This is a genomic window from Cystobacter fuscus, from assembly GCF_002305875.1.
GTDB classification, from domain to species: Bacteria; Myxococcota; Myxococcia; order Myxococcales; family Myxococcaceae; genus Cystobacter; species Cystobacter fuscus_A.
Window position 1 is genome coordinate 2,507,372 of the sequence record NZ_CP022098.1, and the last position, 21,220, is coordinate 2,528,591.

The 21,220-nt window shown below is 70.3% G+C and carries 19 protein-coding genes; 12 read left to right on the top strand and 7 right to left on the bottom strand.

Translation table 11 applies throughout. The annotated features are described in order from the left end of the window. The first annotated feature begins 4 nt into the window (after positions 1–4). The 3 genes from fmt to rsmB are packed head-to-tail and all read left to right on the top strand — an operon-like array spanning position 5 to position 3,260. Positions 5–940: a methionyl-tRNA formyltransferase gene (fmt, locus tag CYFUS_RS10400; protein WP_095991926.1), complete on the top strand. Its 936-nt coding sequence runs from the start codon at positions 5–7 to the stop codon at positions 938–940. 12 nt (positions 941–952) lie between these two features. Beyond that, positions 953–1,930 (top strand): type II 3-dehydroquinate dehydratase, encoded by a 978-nt coding sequence (locus CYFUS_RS10405; protein ID WP_095985078.1) that lies wholly within the window; start codon positions 953–955, stop codon positions 1,928–1,930. 10 nt (positions 1,931–1,940) lie between these two features. Continuing rightward, positions 1,941–3,260, top strand: coding sequence for a 16S rRNA (cytosine(967)-C(5))-methyltransferase RsmB (gene rsmB / locus CYFUS_RS10410; RefSeq protein WP_095985079.1), 1,320 nt, complete (start codon positions 1,941–1,943; stop codon positions 3,258–3,260). Positions 3,261–3,270: 10 nt separating this feature from the next. Here rsmB and CYFUS_RS10415 read toward each other — a convergent pair whose 3' ends face one another. Then, positions 3,271–4,044 (bottom strand): protein kinase, encoded by a 774-nt coding sequence (locus CYFUS_RS10415; protein ID WP_095985080.1) that lies wholly within the window; start codon positions 4,042–4,044, stop codon positions 3,271–3,273. 189 nt (positions 4,045–4,233) lie between these two features. Here CYFUS_RS10415 and CYFUS_RS10420 point away from each other — a divergent pair, with 189 nt between their 5' ends. Both CYFUS_RS10420 and CYFUS_RS10425 read left to right on the top strand, forming a co-directional pair. Continuing rightward, positions 4,234–4,845, top strand: a complete 612-nt coding sequence (locus CYFUS_RS10420) for a TIGR02265 family protein (protein WP_095985081.1) — start codon at positions 4,234–4,236, stop codon at positions 4,843–4,845. After that, positions 4,829–5,602 (top strand): alpha/beta fold hydrolase, encoded by a 774-nt coding sequence (locus CYFUS_RS10425; RefSeq protein WP_095985082.1) that lies wholly within the window; start codon positions 4,829–4,831, stop codon positions 5,600–5,602. The genes CYFUS_RS10420 and CYFUS_RS10425 overlap by 17 nt, the downstream gene beginning before the upstream one ends. Here CYFUS_RS10425 and CYFUS_RS10430 read toward each other — a convergent pair. Together CYFUS_RS10430 and CYFUS_RS10435 are read right to left on the bottom strand one after the other, a co-directional pair. Further along, entirely contained in the window at positions 5,568–6,467 is a 900-nt protein-coding gene (locus CYFUS_RS10430) for a LysR family transcriptional regulator (protein WP_002630101.1), read from the bottom strand. The genes CYFUS_RS10425 and CYFUS_RS10430 overlap by 35 nt on opposite strands. Before the next feature lie 127 nt (positions 6,468–6,594). Continuing rightward, positions 6,595–6,906: a hypothetical protein gene (locus CYFUS_RS10435; RefSeq protein ID WP_095985083.1), complete on the bottom strand. Its 312-nt coding sequence runs from the start codon at positions 6,904–6,906 to the stop codon at positions 6,595–6,597. Positions 6,907–6,965: 59 nt separating this feature from the next. On the opposite strand from CYFUS_RS10435, the gene CYFUS_RS10440 reads away from it, so the two are divergent. Continuing rightward, the gene (locus CYFUS_RS10440; RefSeq protein ID WP_095985084.1) at positions 6,966–8,078 is read left to right on the top strand and encodes an MJ1255/VC2487 family glycosyltransferase; all 1,113 of its coding nucleotides are present in this window, start codon (positions 6,966–6,968) and stop codon (positions 8,076–8,078) included. 107 nt (positions 8,079–8,185) lie between these two features. After that, on the top strand, positions 8,186–9,067 hold the full coding sequence (locus CYFUS_RS10445) for a hypothetical protein (RefSeq protein ID WP_095985085.1): 882 nt from the start codon (positions 8,186–8,188) through the stop codon (positions 9,065–9,067). 9 nt (positions 9,068–9,076) lie between these two features. Here the strand turns inward: CYFUS_RS10445 and CYFUS_RS10450 are convergent, their stop codons facing one another. Next, on the bottom strand, positions 9,077–9,997 hold the full coding sequence (locus tag CYFUS_RS10450; RefSeq protein ID WP_095985086.1) for an alpha/beta fold hydrolase: 921 nt from the start codon (positions 9,995–9,997) through the stop codon (positions 9,077–9,079). 371 nt (positions 9,998–10,368) lie between these two features. Here CYFUS_RS10450 and CYFUS_RS10455 point away from each other — a divergent pair, with 371 nt between their 5' ends. Genes CYFUS_RS10455 through araH form a run of 3 tightly spaced genes read left to right on the top strand, consistent with a single transcriptional unit; the run spans position 10,369 to position 13,833 of the window. Next, on the top strand, positions 10,369–11,358 hold the full coding sequence (locus CYFUS_RS10455) for an arabinose ABC transporter substrate-binding protein (protein ID WP_095985087.1): 990 nt from the start codon (positions 10,369–10,371) through the stop codon (positions 11,356–11,358). A gap of 13 nt (positions 11,359–11,371) precedes the next feature. Continuing rightward, positions 11,372–12,886, top strand: a complete 1,515-nt coding sequence (gene araG / locus CYFUS_RS10460) for an L-arabinose ABC transporter ATP-binding protein AraG (protein WP_095985088.1) — start codon at positions 11,372–11,374, stop codon at positions 12,884–12,886. Then, positions 12,883–13,833, top strand: coding sequence for an L-arabinose ABC transporter permease AraH (gene araH, locus CYFUS_RS10465; protein ID WP_095985089.1), 951 nt, complete (start codon positions 12,883–12,885; stop codon positions 13,831–13,833). The genes araG and araH overlap by 4 nt, the downstream gene beginning before the upstream one ends. A gap of 39 nt (positions 13,834–13,872) precedes the next feature. On the opposite strand, the gene CYFUS_RS10470 is transcribed toward araH, so the two are convergent. Together CYFUS_RS10470 and CYFUS_RS10475 are read right to left on the bottom strand one after the other, a co-directional pair. Next, positions 13,873–14,910: an SDR family NAD(P)-dependent oxidoreductase gene (locus CYFUS_RS10470; protein ID WP_095985090.1), complete on the bottom strand. Its 1,038-nt coding sequence runs from the start codon at positions 14,908–14,910 to the stop codon at positions 13,873–13,875. A gap of 25 nt (positions 14,911–14,935) precedes the next feature. Next, complete coding sequence (locus CYFUS_RS10475; RefSeq protein WP_095985091.1) at positions 14,936–15,418, bottom strand: TlpA disulfide reductase family protein; 483 nt, start codon at positions 15,416–15,418, stop codon at positions 14,936–14,938. Between the two features lie 237 nt (positions 15,419–15,655). Between CYFUS_RS10475 and CYFUS_RS10480 the strand changes: the two genes are divergently transcribed. Together CYFUS_RS10480 and CYFUS_RS10485 are read left to right on the top strand one after the other, a co-directional pair. After that, positions 15,656–16,537, top strand: a complete 882-nt coding sequence (locus tag CYFUS_RS10480) for a hypothetical protein (RefSeq protein ID WP_095985092.1) — start codon at positions 15,656–15,658, stop codon at positions 16,535–16,537. A gap of 21 nt (positions 16,538–16,558) precedes the next feature. After that, positions 16,559–17,851, top strand: coding sequence for a hypothetical protein (locus tag CYFUS_RS10485; protein ID WP_198316530.1), 1,293 nt, complete (start codon positions 16,559–16,561; stop codon positions 17,849–17,851). Positions 17,852–17,858: 7 nt separating this feature from the next. On the opposite strand, the gene CYFUS_RS10490 is transcribed toward CYFUS_RS10485, so the two are convergent. Next, positions 17,859–21,191 carry a hypothetical protein gene (locus tag CYFUS_RS10490; protein ID WP_095985094.1) on the bottom strand — a complete coding sequence of 1,111 codons (3,333 nt, stop codon included), beginning with the start codon at positions 21,189–21,191 and terminating at the stop codon, positions 17,859–17,861. Positions 21,192–21,220 lie beyond the last annotated feature (29 nt).

Below are 21,220 nucleotides of genomic sequence, written 5' to 3' on the forward strand. Positions count from 1 at the left end.
TTCCATGACCCGTCCCCGCATCGTCTTCATGGGCACGCCCGAGTTCGCCGTGCCCTCCCTGGCCGCCCTCTTCGACATCGGGGACGTGGTGGCCGTCGTCACCCAGCCGGACAAGCCCAAGGGCCGGGGCCAGGCGCTCGCCATCTCCCCGGTGAAGGCCTACGCGCTCGAGCGGGGCGTGCCGGTGTTGCAGCCCCAGAAGCTGCGCACCCCTCCCTTCTCCGAGGTGCTGCGCGAGCTCAAACCCGACGTGGCCGTGGTGACGGCCTACGGGAAGATCCTCCCCAAGGACTTGCTGGAGACGCCCGCGCGGGGGTGCCTCAACGTGCACGCCTCGCTGCTGCCGCGCTTCCGGGGGGCCGCCCCCATCCAGTGGGCCATCGCCCATGGGGACACGGAGACGGGCGTGGCGTTGATGGTGATGGACGAGGGCCTGGATACCGGGCCGGTGCTGGCCGAGAAGCGGCTGCCCATCGCCCCGGACGAGACGAGCGCCACCCTGCACGACAAGCTGTCCACGCTGGGCGGAGCGCTCCTGCGCGAGTACCTCCCGGCCTACCTGCGCGGCGAGCTGACGCCGGTGCCGCAGCCGTCCGAGGGCATGGTGCTCGCGCCCATCATCCACAAGGAGGAGGGCAAGCTCGACTTCTCGCGGCCCGCGGTGGAGCTGGAGCGGCGCCTGCGTGCCTTCACCCCCTGGCCGGGCGCCTTCACCACCCTGGAAGGCAAGCTGTTCAAGGTCCATAAGGCCAGGGTGGGCACGGGACAGGGCGCGCCGGGCACCGTGCTGTCCGCGGACGCGCGGGGCCTGGAGGTGGCGTGCGCTCAGGGCTCGCTGGTGCTGCTCGAGGTGCAACCCGAGGGCAAGCGGGTGATGCCCGTGGGCGACTTCCTGTCGGGCCGCAAGCTCGCGCCGGGCAGCCGGCCTTTCGAGACGTAGGAGAGACGCGACATGGGCAAGAGGCTGTTGGTGCTGCATGGGCCCAACCTGAACCTGGTGGGTGAGCGCGAGGGCCGCGAGGGCGGACGGTTCGCCGACCTCGACGCCGCCCTGAAGGCCCGGGCGACCGCCCTGGGGCTGGAGTTGACGGTGGTGCAGTCCAACCACGAGGGCGTCCTGCTCGACACCCTGCACGCCGAGCGCTCGCGCGTGGAGGGCGTGGTGGTGAGCCCCTCGAGCCTCTTCGGCTCGTACCCGCTGCGCGATGCGCTGGAGGCCATCGGGCTGCCCGCGCTCGAGGTGTACCTGGAGGAGCTCGGCGAGCGCGACTCCGTGGTGGCCGAGGCCTGCGTCGCCACGCTCGAGGGGGAGGGGTTCGACTCGTACCTCCAGGCCCTGGAGCGCTTCGCGAGCGGAGACCTCACCGGCGAGTCCTCCGAGGAGGACGAGGACGTCGACGAGGATGTCGACGACGAGGACGTCGAGGACGAGGACGTCGAGGACGAGGATGTCGACGACGAGGACGCGGAGGCGGGGGAGGACGAGGTGGCCGAGGAGCCCGTGGGGCTCGCGAAGACGCTGGGCCGCCGGGGCACGGGGGTGAAGGCTCCGGCCGTGGCCGCGGGCCGGGACGCCGCGGGCCCCCGCAAGACGCTGGGCCGCAAGGTGGTGGAGGCGGCCCCGCCGCCCCCTTCGTCCGTGAAGACGCTGGGCCGCAAGAGTCCGCGGGCCGCGCCGTCGGAGGACGTGCTCTCCCGGGCGCTGGTGCGGAGCAAGATCGCCGATCGGCTCGCCGGACGCCTGTCTCCCGCGGACCTGGCCACCTGGGCGCGCTCGTGGTGGACGCGCATCCAGGGAGGCGCCCCGACGGAGACGGGCCACCGGGAGTTGTTGGAGGACATCCTGCAGCGGCTCACCCTCGCCAACATCCCGGCGACCCGCATGTCCGAGACGGAGCTGGTGGATTGGATGACCCGGCTGGAGGGGTGAGAGACATTTCATGAACGCACGCGCCATCAGCATCCAGGTCCTCAGCCGCGTCCGCGCCACGGATGCCTACCTCAACGTGGTGCTCGACACGATGCTCTCGGAGTCGCCTCCGGCGGATCCCCGGGACGCGGGGCTCATCACCGAGCTCGTCTACGGCGCCACGCGCCGCGAGCTCGCGCTGGACTACGCCATCACCCGCTTCGCCGACCGCAAGCTGGAGGCCCTGGAGGACAGGGTGCTCGCGGCGCTGCGCGTGGGGGCCTACCAGCTCTTCTACACGCGGGTGCCGGCGCGCGCCGCGGTGGCCGAGACGGTGCAGGCCCTCAAGGAACTGGGGCTCTCGCGCGCGGCGGGCTTCGCCAACGCCATCCTGCGCAAGCTCGCGGCGCTCCCCGGGCAGCCCCTGCCCCCCGAGGACGACCTGGCCGAGTTCCTGTCGGTCCGCGAGAGCCACCCGCGCTGGCTGGTGGAGCGCTGGCTGCGACAGTTCGGCCGGGAGCGCGCCGAGGCGATGCTCGTGGCCAACAACCAGACGCCCGCCGTGGTCATCCGCGCCAACCGCGCGAAGGTGACGCGAGACGCGCTGCTCGAGCAGTTGCGCGAGACGGGGCTGGAGGCGCGCCCCACGCCGGTGTCCCCGGTGGGCATCATCCTGCCTCCGGTGGGCCGGGTGGAGGACGTGTACGGCTACGCCGAGGGCCTGTGGCAGGTGCAGGACGAGGCGGCGCAGCTCGTGGGCGTCTACGGCGACATCCCCGACACGGCGCGCGTGCTGGATGCGTGCGCGGCGCCGGGGGGCAAGGCCTGTCACCAGGCCGAGACGCACGAGGTGGTGGCCACGGATCTGCACGCCAACAAGATGCGGAAGATCCTCTCCGAGGCGAAGCGCCTGGGCCTCACCGAGCGCCTGCGCGCCGAGGTGCACGACGCGACCGCGCCCTGGCCGGAGGCGTGGGGCGAGTTCCACGCGTTCGTGGTGGACGCGCCGTGCTCGGGCCTGGGGACGCTGCGGCGCCACCCGGAGCTGCGCTACCGGCGCAAGCCGGAGGACATGGCGCGGCTGGCGGTGTTGCAGCGGCGCATCCTGGAGAACTGCCAGGAGGCGGTGCCCCCCGGAGGCCTGCTCGTCTACGCGGTGTGCACTCCCGAGCCCCAGGAGGGGCAGGATCAGGTGGAGATGTTCCTGCGCAGCCACCCGGAGTGGACGGCGGAGCCCCCGGTGCCGCGCGAGGGCGTGAAGTTGCCGCTCACCCAGGCATACCTGCGCACGCTGCCGGGGCCCGAGGGCTGGGACGGCTTCTTCGCCGCGCGCCTGCGCAAGCTGTACTGAGACGCCCCCGTCATCGGGGCGGGAGCACCAGCGGATCCGGCGGCTCGGGCTGGTAGTTGTCCGGCGGCGGGGACACCGGGGTGGGCAGGGTGTTGAGGATGGGCAGCAGGGCGTCGAGGGCCTCGGCGGCGTCGCCGAAGCGCTCGTGTGGCGCCGGAGCCGTGGCCCGCTCCACCCAGGACTCCCAGCGTCCCTTCCAGGCTCCATCCCGGCGCGAGGCCAGCATGTCGCGCAGGATGCGCCCGAAAGCGAAGACATCCGTGGACGCGGGCAGGGGTCCGTTCTCCTTCCACTCGGGCGCGAGGTAGTCCGCGCCTCCCTCGGGGGGCTTGAGCCAGCCCGCGGCGTGCGTGCGCCGGAAGTGCTCCAGTCCCACGTCGAGCACGCTCAGCCGTGCGCCCGCGGGTCCCGAGGCGACGAGCACCCGCGCGGGCCGCAGCCGTCCATGCACGAGGCCCGCGCTCCGGGCGGCGGTGAGCGCTCCGGCCAACTGCCGCGCGAGCGCGCGCAGATCGGGCAGATCGAGTCCGATGTCGTGCAGTCCCCTCAACATGGACGGCAGGGACTCCCCGCTCCACCAGGGGCGCACGAGCCACAGGCCCTCCCGGGCCTCGTCGTACCCGGCGTCCACCACGGGCGCGAAGGCGGCGTGCCCGGTGCGTTGGGCCTCGCTCAGCACGTGCGTGAAGTGCTCGATCTCGGCGCGGGAGGGGGCTCGGAGCGTCCGCCACAGGGTGAGCCGGCCGGCTTCTCCTCCCTGGGTGGGCTCTACCTGGCACTCCACACCGGGCTCGTCGCCGAGGGCGGGCCGGACTACCCGCCACGTTCCCCCAAGGATGTCACCTGGAATCAGTGGGCTCATGGGGGGGAAGTGTAAACTGGATGAGGACCCTGGACGTGAGGGGTCCTCTTCAGGTGGAGTCCATCCCCGAACAAGAAGGTCTCGCGGTTCCCTGGTCACCCAACGAGCGACATGGAGCACGGCGCACAGCAGGAACTGGAGCGGCGGCTGGAGGTGATTCGTCCCGAGGACACCCTGCGGGGTTTCTTCTTCAATGGCGTGCTGGAGCAGGTGCGCCCGCTCGGCGACCCCGTCTCCTGGCGCCGCTGCATCGAGGCGGCCGGGGGTGAGCGGTTCATGGCCTTCTTCAGCTACCCCATGGACTCCTTCATCCGGCTGCTCTACGCCGCGGCGGGCGTGCTGAGCGAGGGGAGGGGGGACTTCCGCACGGCCCTGTGGCACCTGGGGCGGGAGATGGTGCCGTACTACCTGGAATCCAGCGCCGGGCAGGTGCTGTTGCTGTTGGCTCGAGGGGAGCCTCGGTGGTTGCTCGAGGGACTCCCTTCCGCCTTCCGGACGGCCGTCCGGCACGGCGAGTGCTCGGTCTCCTGGTTGGGGCCGAACCATGGCCGGCTGCTCTTCCAGGGCTGCACCTTGCCGGCCGAGTACTACGAGGGTGCGGTGCGGGGCGTCTTCCAGAGCACGCGCATCGCGCAGACCCTGGTCAGCGCGCGGCAGGTGAACCTGCTCGACACGGAGGTGGAAGTGTCCTGGGACAAGGAGAGACATGCGGCGGGTGGTTGAGTGGACGGAGATGTCGGGCGAGGGACCCCGGGTCCTGTTGTTGCCGGGTCTGGGGGCTCGGGGCGCGGGCTTCCTGGCGCTCGCCAGACGGCTCCAGCACGTGGCGCGGCCCATTCTCGTCGAGTACCCCGAGGGCCCTCACGCGGCCCGGGGCGCGGGGGCGCTCGCCCAGGAGCTCTTCGAGGCCTGCGGCCCGGTGGACGCCGTGGTGGCCAGCTCCTTCGGAGGCATGGTGGCCGCGCACCTGGCCGCGGCGGGCGCCGCGCGGGGCGTGGCCTTCCTGGGCTCCTTCACCCGCACCGAGCACCTGGGCGCGCGGGGCCGGCTCATCGCGATGATGGGGCCCATCGCCGTGCTGGGGCGGCCGGGTCCGCTCACCGCCGCCCTGGCTTCCTGGAAGCCCATCGCACCCGCCCGCGTGCCCGAGGTGGTTCCCACCACCTGGCTCGAGCGGATGACCACGCTCCACCGTGCCTTCGCCATTCGTGGCGAGCCGCCGCCTCCGTCCCTGCGGGGCCTGCCCGTGTCGTGTGTGTGCATCCAGGGCAACCGGGACGTGCTGGTGCCACCCGCGACGGTGAAGCGCCTGGCCGCCTCGCTGCCTCCGGGCACGCCCCAGCACCTGCTGCGTGGCGTCGGTCACGTGCCCTACTTCACCCACCCGGAGGAGTGCGCGCGCCTGCTCGAGCCCTGGCTCGCGGCGCTGGCGCCTCCGGTGAGGCTCAGCTCTCCTCGGCCGATGCTTCAGCGAGCTTGAAGGCCTCGAGCACCGCGGCGGACGCCCGGTCCAGGTACTTGCCCTTGCGGATGAGCAGGCCGATCGGTCGGGACACCGGCCCCTCGGCGAAGGGCTTGGAGACGATCGTCCCCTGCGCCACCTCGGCCGCCACCGTCGCCATGGGGAGGATGGCCACGCCGATGCCCATCTCCACCGCGCGCTTGATGGTCTCGATGTTGTCGATCTCCATCACCGGGTTGAGGTCCAGGTTCTTCTCGCGCACCAGCCGGTCCAACGCCTTGCGCGTGGGCGCCTCGCGATCAAAGGCGATGAAGGGCACGCCCGAGAGCGCCGTGAGGCTCACCTTCGCCTTGCTGGCGAATGGATGGTTGGGAGCGCAAACAACCGCCAGCTTGTCATCGCGGAACGGGTGGATGTCCACGCCGGCGCGTGGCTGCGGATAGGCGACAATGCCAATCTCCGCCGCACCCAGGATGACATCGTCATACACTTGATCATTGCGCCGGTAGTTCAGGCGCATGTTCACCTTGGGGTGGGTCTTGAGCAGTTGCTTCTGCACGTTGCGCAGCTCATGCAGACCCACCGAATAGATGGTGGAGACCGTCGTGGTGCCATGCACCTCGGCGGACTGCTCGCGGATCTCCTGCTCCACCTCGGCGAAGCGTGCCAGGATTTCCTTGCACCCTCGGAAGAGGCGCTCGCCCGCGGGCGTCGGCGTCACCTGCCGCGCGCTGCGCGACAACAACTTCTGCTCGTAGCGGTTCTCCAGGGCGCGAATCTGCTGGCTCACCGCCGACTGGGTCACATGGTTGAGCTGCGCGGCACGCGAGAAGGAGCCGGTCTCAACCACGTCACAAAACATTTTCAGGGATTCAAGCTGCATAGGGCGGCGCCCCTCCTAACCGAACCCTAATAACGAGGCCAGCCCTAATTAGTCGGTCTTCGCCGGATGGTGGCTCGCCTGAGAGACTGGCTTGTCAGCCCGGCTCCTCGATTGACTGGCCCGTCAGTCAACCCGGTCGCTCGGCGGAGGAGGGAGATTTTGGCCGGAGCACGAGCACCGCCGTGGCCAGGCCGAGCGCCAGCAGGGCCGCTCCCGACAGGCCCTGCACGCGGCCCATCTCCCGCGCGGTGTCCCGCATGAAGGTGCACTCCTCCTCGGAAAGCTCCACGCAGTCGGCGGGTTTGAATCGTGTCACGAGGCCCGTGACGGCGAGGAAGAGGCCACCCAGTAGCAGGCCTCCACTCAGTCCCAGCAGTGCCGCTCGGAGCAATCCCCGGGCGCCTGGTGGGCCCTGGGTGTTTCTGGCTTGGCGTTGCATGGCCGGACGCTACCCCCGCCTTGGGGTCACGCGCCATATCCCGCGTATGCTCGGCCCCCATGCGAATCCTCTACGGCGTCGTTGGCGAAGGCATGGGGCACGCGACCCGCTCCCGCGTCATTCTCGAGGAGCTCACCCGCGAGCACGAGGTGCAGATCGTCGTCTCGGGGCGCGCCAAGGACTACCTGGCCAAACGCTTCGACAAGGTGCACGGCATCTGGGGCCTCACCCTGGCTTATGAAGGCAACTCGGTGAAGAAGCTGCAGACGCTGCTGCAGAACGTCTCCGGGGCCATCAAGGGCTGGCCGCACAACATCCGCCAGTACTTCGAGCTCGCGGAGAAGTTCCAGCCCGACGTGGTGGTGAGCGACTTCGAGAGCTTCAGCTACCTCTTCGGCCGCAACCACCGCCTGCCCGTCATCAGCGTGGACAACATGCAGATCATCAACCGCTGCCAGCACGACAGCGCGCTGCTCGCCGGGTGGGAGGAGGACTTCGAGGGCACTCGAGCCATCGTGAAGTCCAAGCTGCCCGGCTGCTTCCACTACCTCACCACCACCTTCTTCTATCCGCCGGTGCGCAAGGAGCGCACCACGCTGCTGCCCTCCATCCTCCGGCCGGAGATCCTCGCCGCCCGCTCCGAGCCCGGTGAGCACCTGCTCGTCTACCAGACCTCCACCTCCAACACCGCGCTGCCGGACATCCTCAAGCAGAGCGGGCTGCCCTGCCACATCTACGGGCTGCGGCGGGACATCACCGAGGACGTGCGCGACGGCAACCTGCTCTACCGCCCCTTCAGCGAGGCGGGCTTCATCGACGACCTGCGCACCGCGCGCGCCGTGGTGGCCGGCGGCGGCTACACCCTCATGAGCGAGGCCGTCTACCTGCACAAGCCCATGCTCGCGCTCCCCGTGCAGGGTCAGTTCGAGCAGGTGCTCAACGCCCTGTACCTGGAGAAGCTCGGCTACGGCATGTACGCGCCCACGCTCACCGTGGAGCGGCTGCGCGAGTTCCTCGAGCGCGTCCCCCAGTGCCAGAAGGCGCTCGAGGGCTACACCCAGGACGGGAACGTGAAGATGATGAGCGCCCTGCGCGAGCAGCTCGCCCGGGCCGCCGAGTACAAGGGCCGCTGGTGGGAGGACGTCGAGCCGGGCGGACCCGTGAACGGCTGAGGCTCGCCCCGTTCCACACGACGCACCGCGTGCGCCGCGGTGCGTTGGCGACGAGTCGACCCAGGACGCCCGGATGGGTTTGACAGTCCGGGTATTCCGGGTCTTCCATGAAGTCCATGAGAAACCAACTGCTGGTCGTTTCCGCGCTCGCGTGGGTGTCCTCCGCCTGTGGTGGCGAGGTGCTCGTCGAGGAGGGCGGAGAGGTGGGAGAGAGCACGGGACAAGCCCTCTACGCGGGAGTGAATGGCGAGGCCTGCACGGCGAGCCCGTACAACTGCAAGCTGCGCCCCACCGGGGGCAATCGCGTCGCCACCAACGATCCGGATGACGATGACTCCTGGGGCGTGGTGACGGGGGTCCCCATTCGCGACGGCAACGGCACCGTGATGGGCACCTCGACCCGGACGCGCGTCACCTTCAACTACGGCCAGACGCGCACCTTCGCTGGTGAGACCCATGCCTTCGCGGTGTCGACGTCCAACTCGAGCGCCGGATGGATGCCCCTGTCGAGCATCCTGGGCCAGGAGTCCTTCGCGCAGAAGGTCGGGCACGTCTCGGCGTTGGGGGCGGGCCTGGCGAAGCTGGGCTGCTACGCCGTGCGCGACTCGCATGACACCACGCTGGAGTTCAAGAAGGTGGTCTACGACAGCGACGCGGTGCACGAGCGCGCGGGCGACTACCTCCCGCTCGTGCGTGCCAATGGCAGGCGCTCGGTCAACCTCGCCTTCAACGTGCCGGGCTTCGGCCTGGGTGGCGTCGCGGTGGACCACTTCCCCGCGGGCACGAAGTTCCAGCGCCTGGACGTGCCGACCGATGCCGGCGCGCCGTCGATCGACATCCCGCTCTGGGTCCAGGACAGCGAGGGCCGCTACCGGACCCAGTCGGGAACGATGAAGTTCATCTACGGCTACGTCATCGCCGCCACGGGCACCAGGCGCAACGGGTGGATGGCGTACGACGCGCTCTCGGTGAGCAGCGGCTGTCCCTGAGCCCGCCGCCTACAGGCGCAGCGAGTCGAGGAACGCGGTGACGTCGGCGACGAAACGCTGGGGCCGCTCGACGTGGGGGGCGTGGCCCGTGTCCGGGTAGAGCAGCAGCCGGCCCCGGCCCAGCTCCTGGGCGAGCGCCCGCTGCTCGGCGACGGAGAAGAGGCCGTCCTGGTCCCCGCCCACCACGAGCGCGGGGACGCGGATGCTCCCGAGCTGGGAGGAATGGTCCTCGGCGGCGAGTCCCGCGAGGGCGTCCTTCCACACGCGGGCGGGCACCTTGAGGCTCTCGGCCACGGCGGTGTCGAGGAAGGTGGGGGGGATGGGGCGGTAGAAGGTGCTCGCCTGGAAGTCGCGGACGAAGGCCGGGTCGATGGGATCGCTCAGCGTGTCCACGACGGACTTCAGGTCGGCGATGACGGCATTGCCTCGGGAGGTGGGGGCCGAGCCGACGAGCACGAGGGCCTGGACGCGCTGGGGGGACTCGAGGGCGACCTGCTGGGCGATGAAGCTGCCCATGGAGTGGCCCAGGAGGGTGGCGCTCCGGTGGCCCCGGGCGTCGAGGAAGGCCACCACGTCGGCGGCGAAGTCGGACTGGGAATAGCCGCCGCCGGGCCGCGAGGAGTCACCATGGCCGCGCTGGTCGAGTGCGTAGACGTGATAGCGGCGCGACAGCAGTGGGTAGTCCAGATCGAAGGAGCGGTACGAGTCGGTGTAGCCGTGCAGCAGCACGAGCACCGGGCCGTCGCGGCGGCCCTGCTCGACGTAGTGCATCCGCACGCCGGTGGACAGCCACACGAAGCCCTCGCGCGGGTCCGCCTCGGCGCCGAGGGTCTCGGCCCCCGTGCCCAGGTGGGATTCCAGGGACTCGTCTTCCGGACCGCAGGCGCTCAGCGCCGTCATGGCGAGCAGCAGGATCAGATGGTTCTTCATGGGGCCCCCCTCCAGGAGCTATCGCTCCCGACTCATGACAGGCCGGTGGATGATGGCAAGATTTGTATATCGGGAAAGAACAGATAGACCTGTTATGTGTACAACAGTGCAGTTGATGTCGAGGGTCATCGAGCCGGCCTGATTGGAGTTGACGCACTCCGCGTTCGAGGACAGGCCCAATGACAGCACACCGATGACGTCCCGCGTCACCCGGCCGCTCGCCCGAGCGGCTTCCCGACCTCTCACCCGCTGGGAGATGGAAGGGGACGAACATAGCGCTTGCGCTGGGCGCGACATGGGACTACGCCTGCCGCTGCAAAAGTCATACAGCACGCAAGCATCACCAACATCAGACAGTTCAGGAGGACGAAATGCGCCTTTGGAAGAACCTGATCGTGGCTTGTGCCGTGTCCTTGCTCTCGGCGTTCACCGCCTCCGCCGCCGACGCCAAGGACGTGAAGATTGGCTTTGTCGTCAAGCAGCCCGAGGAGCCCTGGTTCCAGGACGAGTGGAAGTTCGCGGACATCGCGGCCAAGGAGAAGGGCTTCACCCTGGTGAAGATTGGCGCCGAGGACGGTGAGAAGGCGCTGGCGGCCATCGACAACCTCGGGGCGCAGGGCGCCCAGGGCGTCATCATCTGCACGCCCGACGTGAAGCTCGGGCCGGGTCTGGTGGCTCGGGCCAATGCCAACCAGCTCAAGCTCATGACGGTGGATGACCGGCTGGTGGACAGCAAGGGCCGGCCGCTGGAGAAGGTGCCGCACATGGGCATCTCCGCCACCAAGATTGGCGAGGCGGTGGGGCAGGCCATCGTGGATCAGATCAAGGCGCGAGGCTGGAACATGAAGGAGGTCGGTGCCATCCGCGTCTCCTATGATCAGCTCCCCACGGCGAAGGAGCGCGTCGAGGGCGCCATCTCCGTGCTCAAGAAGAACGGCTTCCTGGCGCAGAACATCTTCGACGCGCCCCAGAGCAAGACGGACACCGAGGCGGCGCTCAACGCGGCCAACGTCGTGCTCAACAAGAACGCGGGCATCAAGAAGTGGGTGGCGTTCGGCCTCAACGACGAGGCGGTGCTCGGCGCCGTCCGGGCCACCGAGACGGCCGGGCTGAAGGCGGCGGACGTGGTGGGCATCGGCATCGGCGGCTCGGACGCGTCCATCAACGAGTTCAAGAAGTCCGCTCCGACGGGCTTCTACGGCAGCATCATCATCTCGCCCAAGCGCCACGGCTACGAGACCACGCTCAACATGTTCAACTGGGTGAGCACCGGCAAGGAGCCGGAGAAGCTCATCCTCACCTCGGGCGAGCTGGCCACCCGCGACACGTACAAGGACGTCCGCAAGCAGCTCGGACTCTAGTGGTCGAAGGCGCATGCCCCCGTTCCTCGAATTCACGAACATCACCAAGAGCTTCCCCGGGGTCCGCGCCCTCAAGGAGTTGAGCTTCTCCGTCCCCGCTGGCCGGGTCATCGGCCTGTTGGGCGAGAACGGCGCGGGCAAGTCCACGCTCATCAAGATCCTGGGCGGGGACTACCAGCCGGACTCGGGGGAGATTCGCATCGCGGGCCAGGCGCGGCGCTTCACCTCGACGCGCGCCTCGCTCGGCGCCGGAGTCACCGTGGTGCACCAGGAGCTGCAACTGGTGCCCGAGCTGACGGTGGCCGAGAACCTCATGCTCGGCCGCTTCCCCTCGAAGGCGGGGGTGGTGGACTTCCGCAAGCTGTTCGAGCAGGTGGGCGCCGTCCTGAAGGACATCGGCGTGGAGGTGGATCCCCGGGTCAAGGTCTCCGAGCTGTCGATCGGCACCCGGCAGATGGTGGAGATCGCCAAGGCCGCCATCTTCGACGCCTCCGTCATCGCCCTGGACGAGCCCACCTCGTCGCTCTCCGCGCACGAGAGCGAGGTGCTCTTCCGCCTCGTCGACCGGCTGCGCGCGGCGGGCAAGGTCATCCTCTACGTCTCGCACCGGTTGGATGAGCTGTTCCGGCTGTGCGATGGCTGCGTGGTGCTACGCGATGGCCGCCTGGTGGCGCATCACGAGACCATGGAGGGCCTCACGCGCGAGGTGCTGGTGCGCGAGATGGTGGGGCGGGAGATCCAGGACATCTGGGGCTGGCGGCCCCGGAAGCTGGGCGACGTGCGCCTGTCGGCGTCGGGGGTGAGGGGCTCGCGCCTGCCCATTCCCGCGTCCTTCGAGGTGCGCGCCGGGGAGATCCTCGGCTTCTTCGGACTGGTGGGGGCGGGGCGCAGCGAGCTGGCGCGCCTGCTCTATGGCGCCGACCGGCGGCACGGGGGCGAGTTGCGGATGGATGGCCAGCCCGTCCACGTCCGCAACCCGCGGCAGGCGGTGCGCGCGGGGCTCGTGCTCTGTCCCGAGGACCGCAAGGCGGACGGCATCCTCCAGGGCCGCTCGGTCGAGGAGAACGTCAACGTCTCCTGCCGCCGCCACTTCTCGCCGCTGGGGCTCATCAACCCGGCCCGAGAGGCGCGCATGGCCGAGGACTACATCAAGCGGCTCGGTGTGCGCACGCCGTCGCGCTTCCAGGACATCGTCAACCTGTCGGGCGGCAACCAGCAGAAGGTCATCCTGTCGCGTTGGCTGGCCGAGCAGGGCATCAAGGTCTTCATCGTCGACGAGCCCACCCGCGGCATCGACGTGGGGGCCAAGAGCGACATCTACGAGGTGCTGTACGGCCTGGCGGAGCTGGGCATCTCCATCATCGTCATCTCCAGCGAGCTGCCCGAGGTCATGGGCATCAGCGACCGGATTCTCGTCATGTGCGGTGGCCGCATCACGGCGGAGTTCGACCGACCCGACTTCTCCGAGGAGAAACTCCTGGCGGCGGCACTGCCCGACCGCTCCGTGGCCCAAGAGGATTCGAAATGAATCGTTTGAAGCGCATCGTGCTCGGTGAGCAGGGACTGGTCATCCTGTTCCTGCTCGCCCTGGCGATCGTCTCCCTCACCATTCCCAACTTCATGACCCAGCGCAACGTGCTGGGCCTGCTCCAGGCGGTGGTGACCATTGGCATCGTGTCCTGCACGATGATGTTGTGCCTGGCCTCTCGCGACGTGGACCTGTCCGTCGGCTCGACGGTGGCCTTCACCGGCATGATCGCCGTGATGATGGCCAACCACACCGAGAACATCCTGCTCGGGTTGCTGGCCGCGATCGCGGCCGGCGTGGTGGTGGGTGCCGTCAACGGCATCATCATCGCGAAGCTCGGCGTCAACGCCTTCATCACCACGCTGGCGACGATGCAGGTGGTGCGCGGTCTGGCGCTGATCTCCTCCGACGGTCGCGCCGTCGGCGTGGATGACTCGGACTACTTCGAGATCGCGCAGAAGACCGTGGTGGGCGTGCCGATGCCCATCCTCGTGATGGGGGTCGTCTTCCTGCTCTTCGGTTTCGTGCTCAACCGCACGGTGTTCGGGCGCAACACGCTGGCCATCGGTGGCAACCCGGACGCCTCGCGGCTGGCCGGCCTCAACGTCGGCGCCACCCGCATCATCATCTTCGTGCTGCAGGGCGTCGCGTGCGCGGTCGCCGGCATCCTGCTGTCCTCGCGCATCACCAGCGGTCAGCCCAACGCGGCCCAGGGGCTCGAGCTGTCGGTCATCTCCGCGTGCGTGCTGGGCGGCGTGTCGATGTCCGGTGGCCGGGCGGCCGTCTCGGGCGTGCTGGTGGGCGTGCTCATCATGGGCATCGCGGAGAACGTGATGAACCTGATGAACATCCAGGCCTTCTACCAGTACGTGGCCCGAGGCGTGATCCTGCTGCTCGCCGTGTTGCTCGACAACCTGCGCACGCGCGCGATGGGGCGGCGTGGGTAGGGCAGGGCCCCGTTCGAGACGAACGGGGCCCCGAGTGGCTCAGTGCAGCAGCTCGTTGTTGCGCTGGGCCGCCCACCGGGTGAGCTGGGTGACCCAGGAGCGCGTGAGGGGCGTCTCGCTCTCGAAGCCCCAGTGCCGCTCGGTGTTGCCGTCCTGGGGCATGAGGCGGGTGATCTGCGCGAGCACCGCCGCGGTGAGGTTGGGCGCCAGTGTCCGGGCGAGCGTGGCGACCTTCGCGGTCAACCCCACCAGGGCCTCCGCGTCACCCCGGCGGCAGGACTCGATGATTTTGCGCGCCGCCCGCTCCGCGTTCATCGACAGGCCCGGCAGCGAGTCGCTCGTCACGAACCAGGCGTACTCCGCCTCGTGGTCTCCCTTGACGACGACGTTGGGAGGGCTGCCGGTGCGCATCAGTCCCGGGCACACCGTCGTCACGAGAATCCCGTCCTGCTCCAGCTCCGCGCGCAGTCCGTCCGACAATCCCACCAGGGCGAACTTGCTCGCGCTGTAGGGCAGCAGGTGCGGCACGCTGATCTTCCCTCCGATGGAGGAGATGTTCACGATGCGGCCCCAGCCCCGCTGCTTCATCTCCGGCAGCACCGCCAGCGTCGTGTAGAGCGGCGCCCAGAAGTGCAGGTCCATCGCCTCGGAGAAGTCGCGCTCGTCCATGGACTCGAGGGGGCCCACCTGGATGGTGCCGGCGTTGTTCACCAGCACGTCCACCGGGCCGAAGTGGTCGTGCACCCGGGCCACCAGCGCCTCCACCTGCACCCGGTCCGTCACGTCGCACGGAATCGCCAGCACCTCGCCGCCGCTCGACTCCAGCTCGTCCTTCGCCCGTGACAGCTCCACCTGCTCGCGCGCGCACAGCACGATGCGCGCTCCCTCGGCGACGAAGAGCCGGGCCAGCTCCAGGCCCAGTCCGCGCGAGCCACCCGTCACCATCACCGTGCGTCCCCGGAAGGACGGCTTCTCCCGCCGCAGGGCGCGCAGTCCCATCACCGCGCCCACGCTCGCCGCGGCCACGGCGCCCAGCGTCAGCCGGGAAGATTCCTTCTTCTTCTTGTGGTCGGCCATACTCGCTCCTCTCGGGGTCTGGGGTTCAGGGCGCGAACGCGCCGGAGGTGGACTCGGCGGAGGTGAGCCGCTCCAGCAGCGGCCTCAGCACCTCCTCCAGGGACTCGTCGCCCAGCACGCGCAGGCGCAGCTTCAGGGTCTCGTCGAACACGAGGTAGGCGGGCGTGCCCTGGACACCATAGGCCCGCGCCATGGAGCCATCGTCCACCGCCACCGGGTGGTGGAAGCCCAGTCGCTTCACCGTGGCCTCGATGTCGTTCGTGTTCATGGCCCGCGCCGCGTCCTGGCCCTTCATGGGCACGTGGACGCCAATCACCTGGAGCCCTCGGGGGATGAATTCCCTCACCAGGGCCTGGAGCCTCGGGAGCTGGGTCTGGCTGGAGGCGAAGCGCTCCGTCCAGAAGTACAGCAGCACGGGCCGTCCATGCAGGTCGTGAACGTGTACCGGAGCGTTGATCCAACCGCCCCGCGGATCCAACAGCGTCAGGGGAACGTCGAGAGAGGACATGGCCTGAAGCTATGCATCGGCCCCGTGCCCTCCGGTGGCCCCGGTCCCCAGGCCGCTCTCCATCCACGCGGGGGATGGCGCGCCGCGTCTCCCGCGCCTGACGCGGCGAGTCGCGGATGTCAATTCCAAAAGGGCTGTACGATTTTCGATTTCTGAGAAAGCAAGTTAGATTGGCCTCCCCTGCCTGGCAGCTCTGCATGCAGGCCCCCCGGAAGTTCGAGCAGGAGGCACTCCCCCATGAAGCAGTTCCTGAGCGCGGCCGCCGTGGCCGTCACCACGCTGATGAGCGTCGAGGCATCGGCGACCAACTACACGCTGTGGATTCACGGCAAGAACGGCAGCACCACCAAGCCGGGCAACTACACCGACTTCAGCTACTGGGGCCCGAGCACCACGGCGGCGGGCGTGAACAAGAAGGCCGTCAACTGGAACGGCACCCAGCGCATCTCCGTGGAGAACTACCGCGTGCGCGACGCGCTCGACTGCTTCTGCACGGGGAGCAACTGGTGCTACGTCGCCGTGCACAGCGCGGGGGATTTGCAGATCGGCTACGCGCTGTCGCTCTACGGCGGCTCCACGCGCTCCATCAAGAACGCCACGCCCAACAGCAGTGGCGTGTGCGGCGATGCGGGCGGCACCCAGGTGGGCTGGAACATCAAGTGGGTGGACGTGGCCTCGGGCGCGAGCGGCGGCAGCGAATTGGCGGACGTGGGCGAGTGGGCGGTGTCGGATCCGCTCGTGAGCGACCTGGTCACCACCACGGCGCGGGGCATGTACAACCACAACACCACGCGCTCGTTGTGGTTCTACAACTTCGCCGGGTCCAAGGGCACGCTCTACTCCGGCGTCCTTCCGGGGCAGGACGACGAGGCCGTCTCCTATCACTCGACGGGTGGCACCTCCGGCTCCTCGGGCAGCTCCTTGTGCAATCCCGGGGACTGGTTCTGCGGCGGCACGCTCAACACGGGCACCAGCGCGTCCAGCAACGGCATCGCCAAGTGGTCCTACCACTCGGTGTCGCTGCGCGATGATGGCGAGTCGTATGATCACTACGCCGCTGGCAACTGGGCCGGCATCGTCGGGCCCGTGCGCTCCGACGTGGTCACCTACGCCAAGTAGCTCCCTCCGGGCGTCCTCGACATGAAGCACGACAGCAGCCCTCCTGGTCCGTCCGCCGCGCCGGCTCGCCCCGCGCGCCGCGGCCGATGGTTCCTCCTGCTCGTTCCCCTCGTGGTGGGTGGAGGGGGGCTGCTGTTGTCCCTATGGATGCCCGCTCCGGACCCGGACTCGCCGGAGACGTCCGGGCCCGGTGTTTCCCCGGCCTCCCCGGCTCGGGCGAGCCCCCGGGTCCGCGCGCCGGGTGCTCCGCCTTCCTCGGTCCCCGTGGCGCCAGCGGCTTCCGCTCCGTCGCCGGAGGAGGCCGAGCGCGAGGCCCAACGGCAGCTCTGGACGGCGCGGTTGGAGCGGGCGCGCTTCTCGCTCGAGTCCTACCGGCAGTCCACGCGCTACCCGCACGAGTCCCGTCCCATCGAGGAGCACCCGGACCGGGTGTACCCGGCCTCGCCCTCGCGCAAGCAGCCGCTCGGCAAGAAAGGGGGGGACATCTCCCTGCGGCTCAAGCAGGAGAAGGTCTTCGTCGTGGGCGAGGAGTCGGTGCGCTTCTTCGTGGGCTGCGAGAACGCGCACACCGGGCAGCCCCTGTCCTGCGAGGTGCACTCCGCCACCGCGAGCGAGGCGCCCTACCTGGAGCAGGCGGGGAAGATCAGCCCGGTGCCGCTGGAGTTCAACGACTCGGGACGCCTGGGCGACGAGGTGGCCGGGGATGGGACGTGGACGACGAGCTTCCAACCCTTGCGTCAGGGCTTCACCCTGTTCGAGGGCACCCTGCGCGTGGGCTTCAGCGTGAGGGCCGCGGGCAACGCCGAGGGCAGCTCCTTCTTCGACATCCAGTTCACCCCCGCGCCCCCCGCCACCTTCACCGGCAAGGTGCGCGAGGTGGTGGAGCAGGGCTCGTTGCGGTTGTACGCCGGGCTCCAGGTGCGCAAGCCCGGCCGTTACGTGTTCGCGGCGCGCGTGGATGACGAGGCGGGCGTGCCGCTCGCCTACCTGGACTTCAACGAGGAGCTGGAGGCGGGAGCGCGCGAGGTGCGCTTCTCGCTCTTCGGGTTGTTGCTGCACGACAAGAAGCCGGACTTCCCCCTGCGGCTGCGCGACGTGGAGGGCTTCCTCCTGCGCGAGCGGGGGGATCCGGATCGGGAGCTGGTGAAGACGCTCGCGGGCGTCGTGCACACCACGGGCGAGTATCCCCTGGAGCGCTTCTCCTCGGACGAGTGGACGAGCGAGGAGCGCCAGCGCTACCTGGACGAGTTCTCCCGGGACGTGGCCGACGCCCAGGCGCACCTGGACGCGCTCGCGGGCAAGGGCCCGCCCTGAGTCGAGGCTACTCGCTCGCGGTGAGCAGGCCGAAGGCGGCGGCGCGCACGGAGGGGCGAGGGTGCTGACGCAGGGCGCGCAAGGCCTGGGCCGCGTCCTCGCGCCAGTTCAGCCGGCGCCCGGCGGCGGAGACGAGCACCACCGCGACCAGGGGCAGGGGCCCGGTGACGGCCTGGGCGAGCTGCAACAGTCCCTCGGGGGTCCACTCGGCGCCGCGATGGTCCACCGCGCTGGCCACCGTGGCGGAGAGTCCCGAGGCGAAGAGGGGCTCCTCCCGTGTCTCCTCCGCCAGGGCGAGCAACACCCGGGTGGCGTCCGGGACGTCCTTCCACTGGAGTCCCGCCAGACGCAGGGCCGCGCTCTCGGGCCAGAGCGACGGCTCGCGCGCCAGCACCCGGGCCAGGGTCTCGAGGTGCGTTCGCAGGCGCACCCGCACCGGTAGCGGCTGGCCGAGCAGCGCCCGGATCAGCCCCTCGAGCCGTTGCCGCTCGGGGAGATCCCTCTCGGTGGTGGCATTGAAGACGAGGGGCGCGGAGACGAGCCGCGCGGCGCAGTCCTCCACGTGCTCGAAGGCCTTGCCCTCGCGGGTGGTGCCCACCAGGGCGCCGAGGGCCTCGCGCCACTCGATGCCCTGGGCGATGTCCAGCACGCGCCCGGCCGCCTCGCGCGCCACCGTGTCCTCCATCCCACTGGCCCAGTGCGCGAGCCCCGTGAAGGCCCGGCGGCGCACGGTGGGCTCGGGGTGGCGAGACACCTGGAGCAGGAGCGCCGCGTAGCGGGGCCGCGCCTCGGGAGGCAGCCGCGCCGGGGCTTCTTCGAGGAGGCTCGCGGCGACATCCGCCTCCGGACTGCGCGCGATGGCCTCCAGCAGCTCCCACGCGGCGGGCTCGTCGAGCAGTTGCCGCGCGGCGTGGCCCACGGCGATGCGCACGTCCTTGTGCAGCCGGGGGTTGTCCCACTGCTCGCGCAGCAGGGGGAGGCTGCGTGGGGAGCGGAAGGCGCCGAGCAGCCGCAGGGCCTCCTTGTGCACCGTCACCTTGAGCCGCTCGCGCGCGAGCAGCGTGCCGAGCGTGGTGGAGAGCACCTCGGGGGCGACGCGGCGGGCCACCCGGGGCACCGCGTACATGGCCACCCGTGCCCGGTCTCCGTCCAGGGCGTCCAGCAGCAGGGGCAGCGCGGGCTCGGGCTGGTCCAACGCCGCGAGCGCGCCCAGCGCGGCCTCCACCGTGGGCACGTCCGGCGAGGCGAGGAACGGGGCGAGGGTGTCCATGTCGACCACGGACAGGCGCGGCAGGACGTGCAGCACGCGCATGCGCTCGAAGGCGCTGCGCTCGGTGTCCGCGGCGATGCGCAGCAGCAGATCTCGCAGTTGCTCCTGCTGGCGGGGCACCCAGCGGTGGAAGCCGTCGAACACCGCGGGCACCCAGATCGTCTTGCCCGTGCTGAAGCGCCCCTTGATGCTCCGGCCCTTGAGGAAGGGATCCAGCCACTCCTGGCGTCTGCGGTGCAGGTGCTCGAGGACGGGGTAGAGGACGACGTGGCTCTCGTCGCGATCGAGCAGCTCGCGCACTCGCGCGTCTCGCGTGCGCGGCGGGGCGAGCCACAGTCCGATGGCCTCCTGCGCGCCCGTGTCGGGGGTGGATTCGGTGACGGTCGCGAGGTGGGTCTGGAGCATGTCCAGGTTCCACGCCCGTCGGCCCAGGGCGCGCGCGAGGGTGAGGGTCATCCCGTGGCTCTCGCGCTCGTTGGCGGCGCGGATGAGCGGGAGCAGGGCCGCGAAGAGGTGGTGCTCCGCGCCACGGGGAAGATCCCGCTCCAGGGAGGGCAGATGGAGCGCTCCGGCCCGGACCGCCAGCCGCTTCACGGTCTCCAGGGCGAAGCGGAAGAGGGGATGGTCCGGCGCGGTGGCGTACTGGCGCAGCAGGCGCAGGGCCAGCGCCTGGAGCGCATTGTGCGTGCCGAGGGACGTGTCCTGCGCCTCGACGGCATACGTCACCAGGGACTCGAGGGCGGGGACGTGCTCGGGTGCGAAGAGGGACAGCGGGAGGCGGGAGAGTTCGAGCAGGACTCCATGGCGGACCGGATCCTGCTCGTTCCTCAGCCGGGCCAGGGCGGCGAGCGTCTCCGTCAGGCCCCGGCGGGACAGGCCGGTGCAGGCCACGAGCAGGGTGAGCGCCCGGGCCCGGTCCTCGGCCTTGCTCGCGGAGGCGGCCTGGCGCAGGGGCTCGCGCGCGTGCTCGATGGCGCGCAGGGCCAGCATCGCGAGCCGCCGGTCGCGGTCCTCGCGCACCTCGCGCAGACCGAGCTGCCGGGTGGCCTCGGCGTCGCGCGAGGCGAGGGGCAGGACGGTGAGCAGGGTGTCCGGGTGCGCGCGCGGCGCCGTTCCCTCGAAGGCATGGGCGAAGAGGGCGGGGCGCTCGGAAGGGGGACACGCCGCGAGGAAGCGGGCGAGGAGGGAGGGCTCCTCCGCGAGGGCCCGCGCGAGGGCGCGCCGCTGATCCGCGGAGGCGGTCTTCAGCTCGCGCAGCGCGCCCCGGGGCAGGCGCGTGTGGAGGAGGGTGGCCCGGAAGGCGGGACGCAGCAGGAGCGCGAGAATCTGCTCGGGATGGCGGCGCACGAGGCGCGGCAGGGCGCACGTCACGAAGGCGGGCAGGTGGTCGGGAGGAGCGAAGTCCTGGACGAGGGCCAGCACGGCGTCGGCCCGCGAGAGCGTCAGCTCCTGGAGCGGCACGTGGTAGCGCTGGAAGAGGGAGACGCGCTCGAGACCGGAGGCCTGGGCGAAGGTGTCGCGGAGGAAGGCGAGCACCGCGTCCGGCATCTGGTGCACGAGTGAGCGCCAGACGTTGACCTGGTGGGCGAGCTCGGGGAGCAGGCGGTGCAGCGCGGCCGGATCGAGCGCGGGCAGGAGGAGCGCGGCTTCCGCGGCGCCATGGCGGGCGCGGATGAGGGGGAAGAGCCGGGCGGCGAGCGCGCTTCGTCGGGCATGGGCCAGGCCCTTGAGGACGCGGCGGCGGACGAAGGGGGCCAGCCCGGGCAGGCGCCGCTCGAGGGCGGTGTCGTCCAGGACGAAGCGCCCGGCGAAGGTGGCGGCGCGGCCCTGGACCTGGCAGGAGGGGTGGGTGAGTCCCCGCAGCAGGATGTCGCCGTCCCGCGCCGCGCGGGCCATCTCGAGTGCCAGCAGTCCCTCGTGGGCGCCGCCGGAGAGCAGCCGGCTCATGAGCGATTTCAGCTCGGGGCTGTCCTTGCCATCTCGGCCCAGGAGGGCGACCCGTCTGAGCCGCGCCCCGTGGTTCAGCTTGTCCAGCTCCGACAGCAACGCCTCTCGCGATGGGATCCGCATGCGGACTTCCTCTCCAGGTTGCCGCCCGG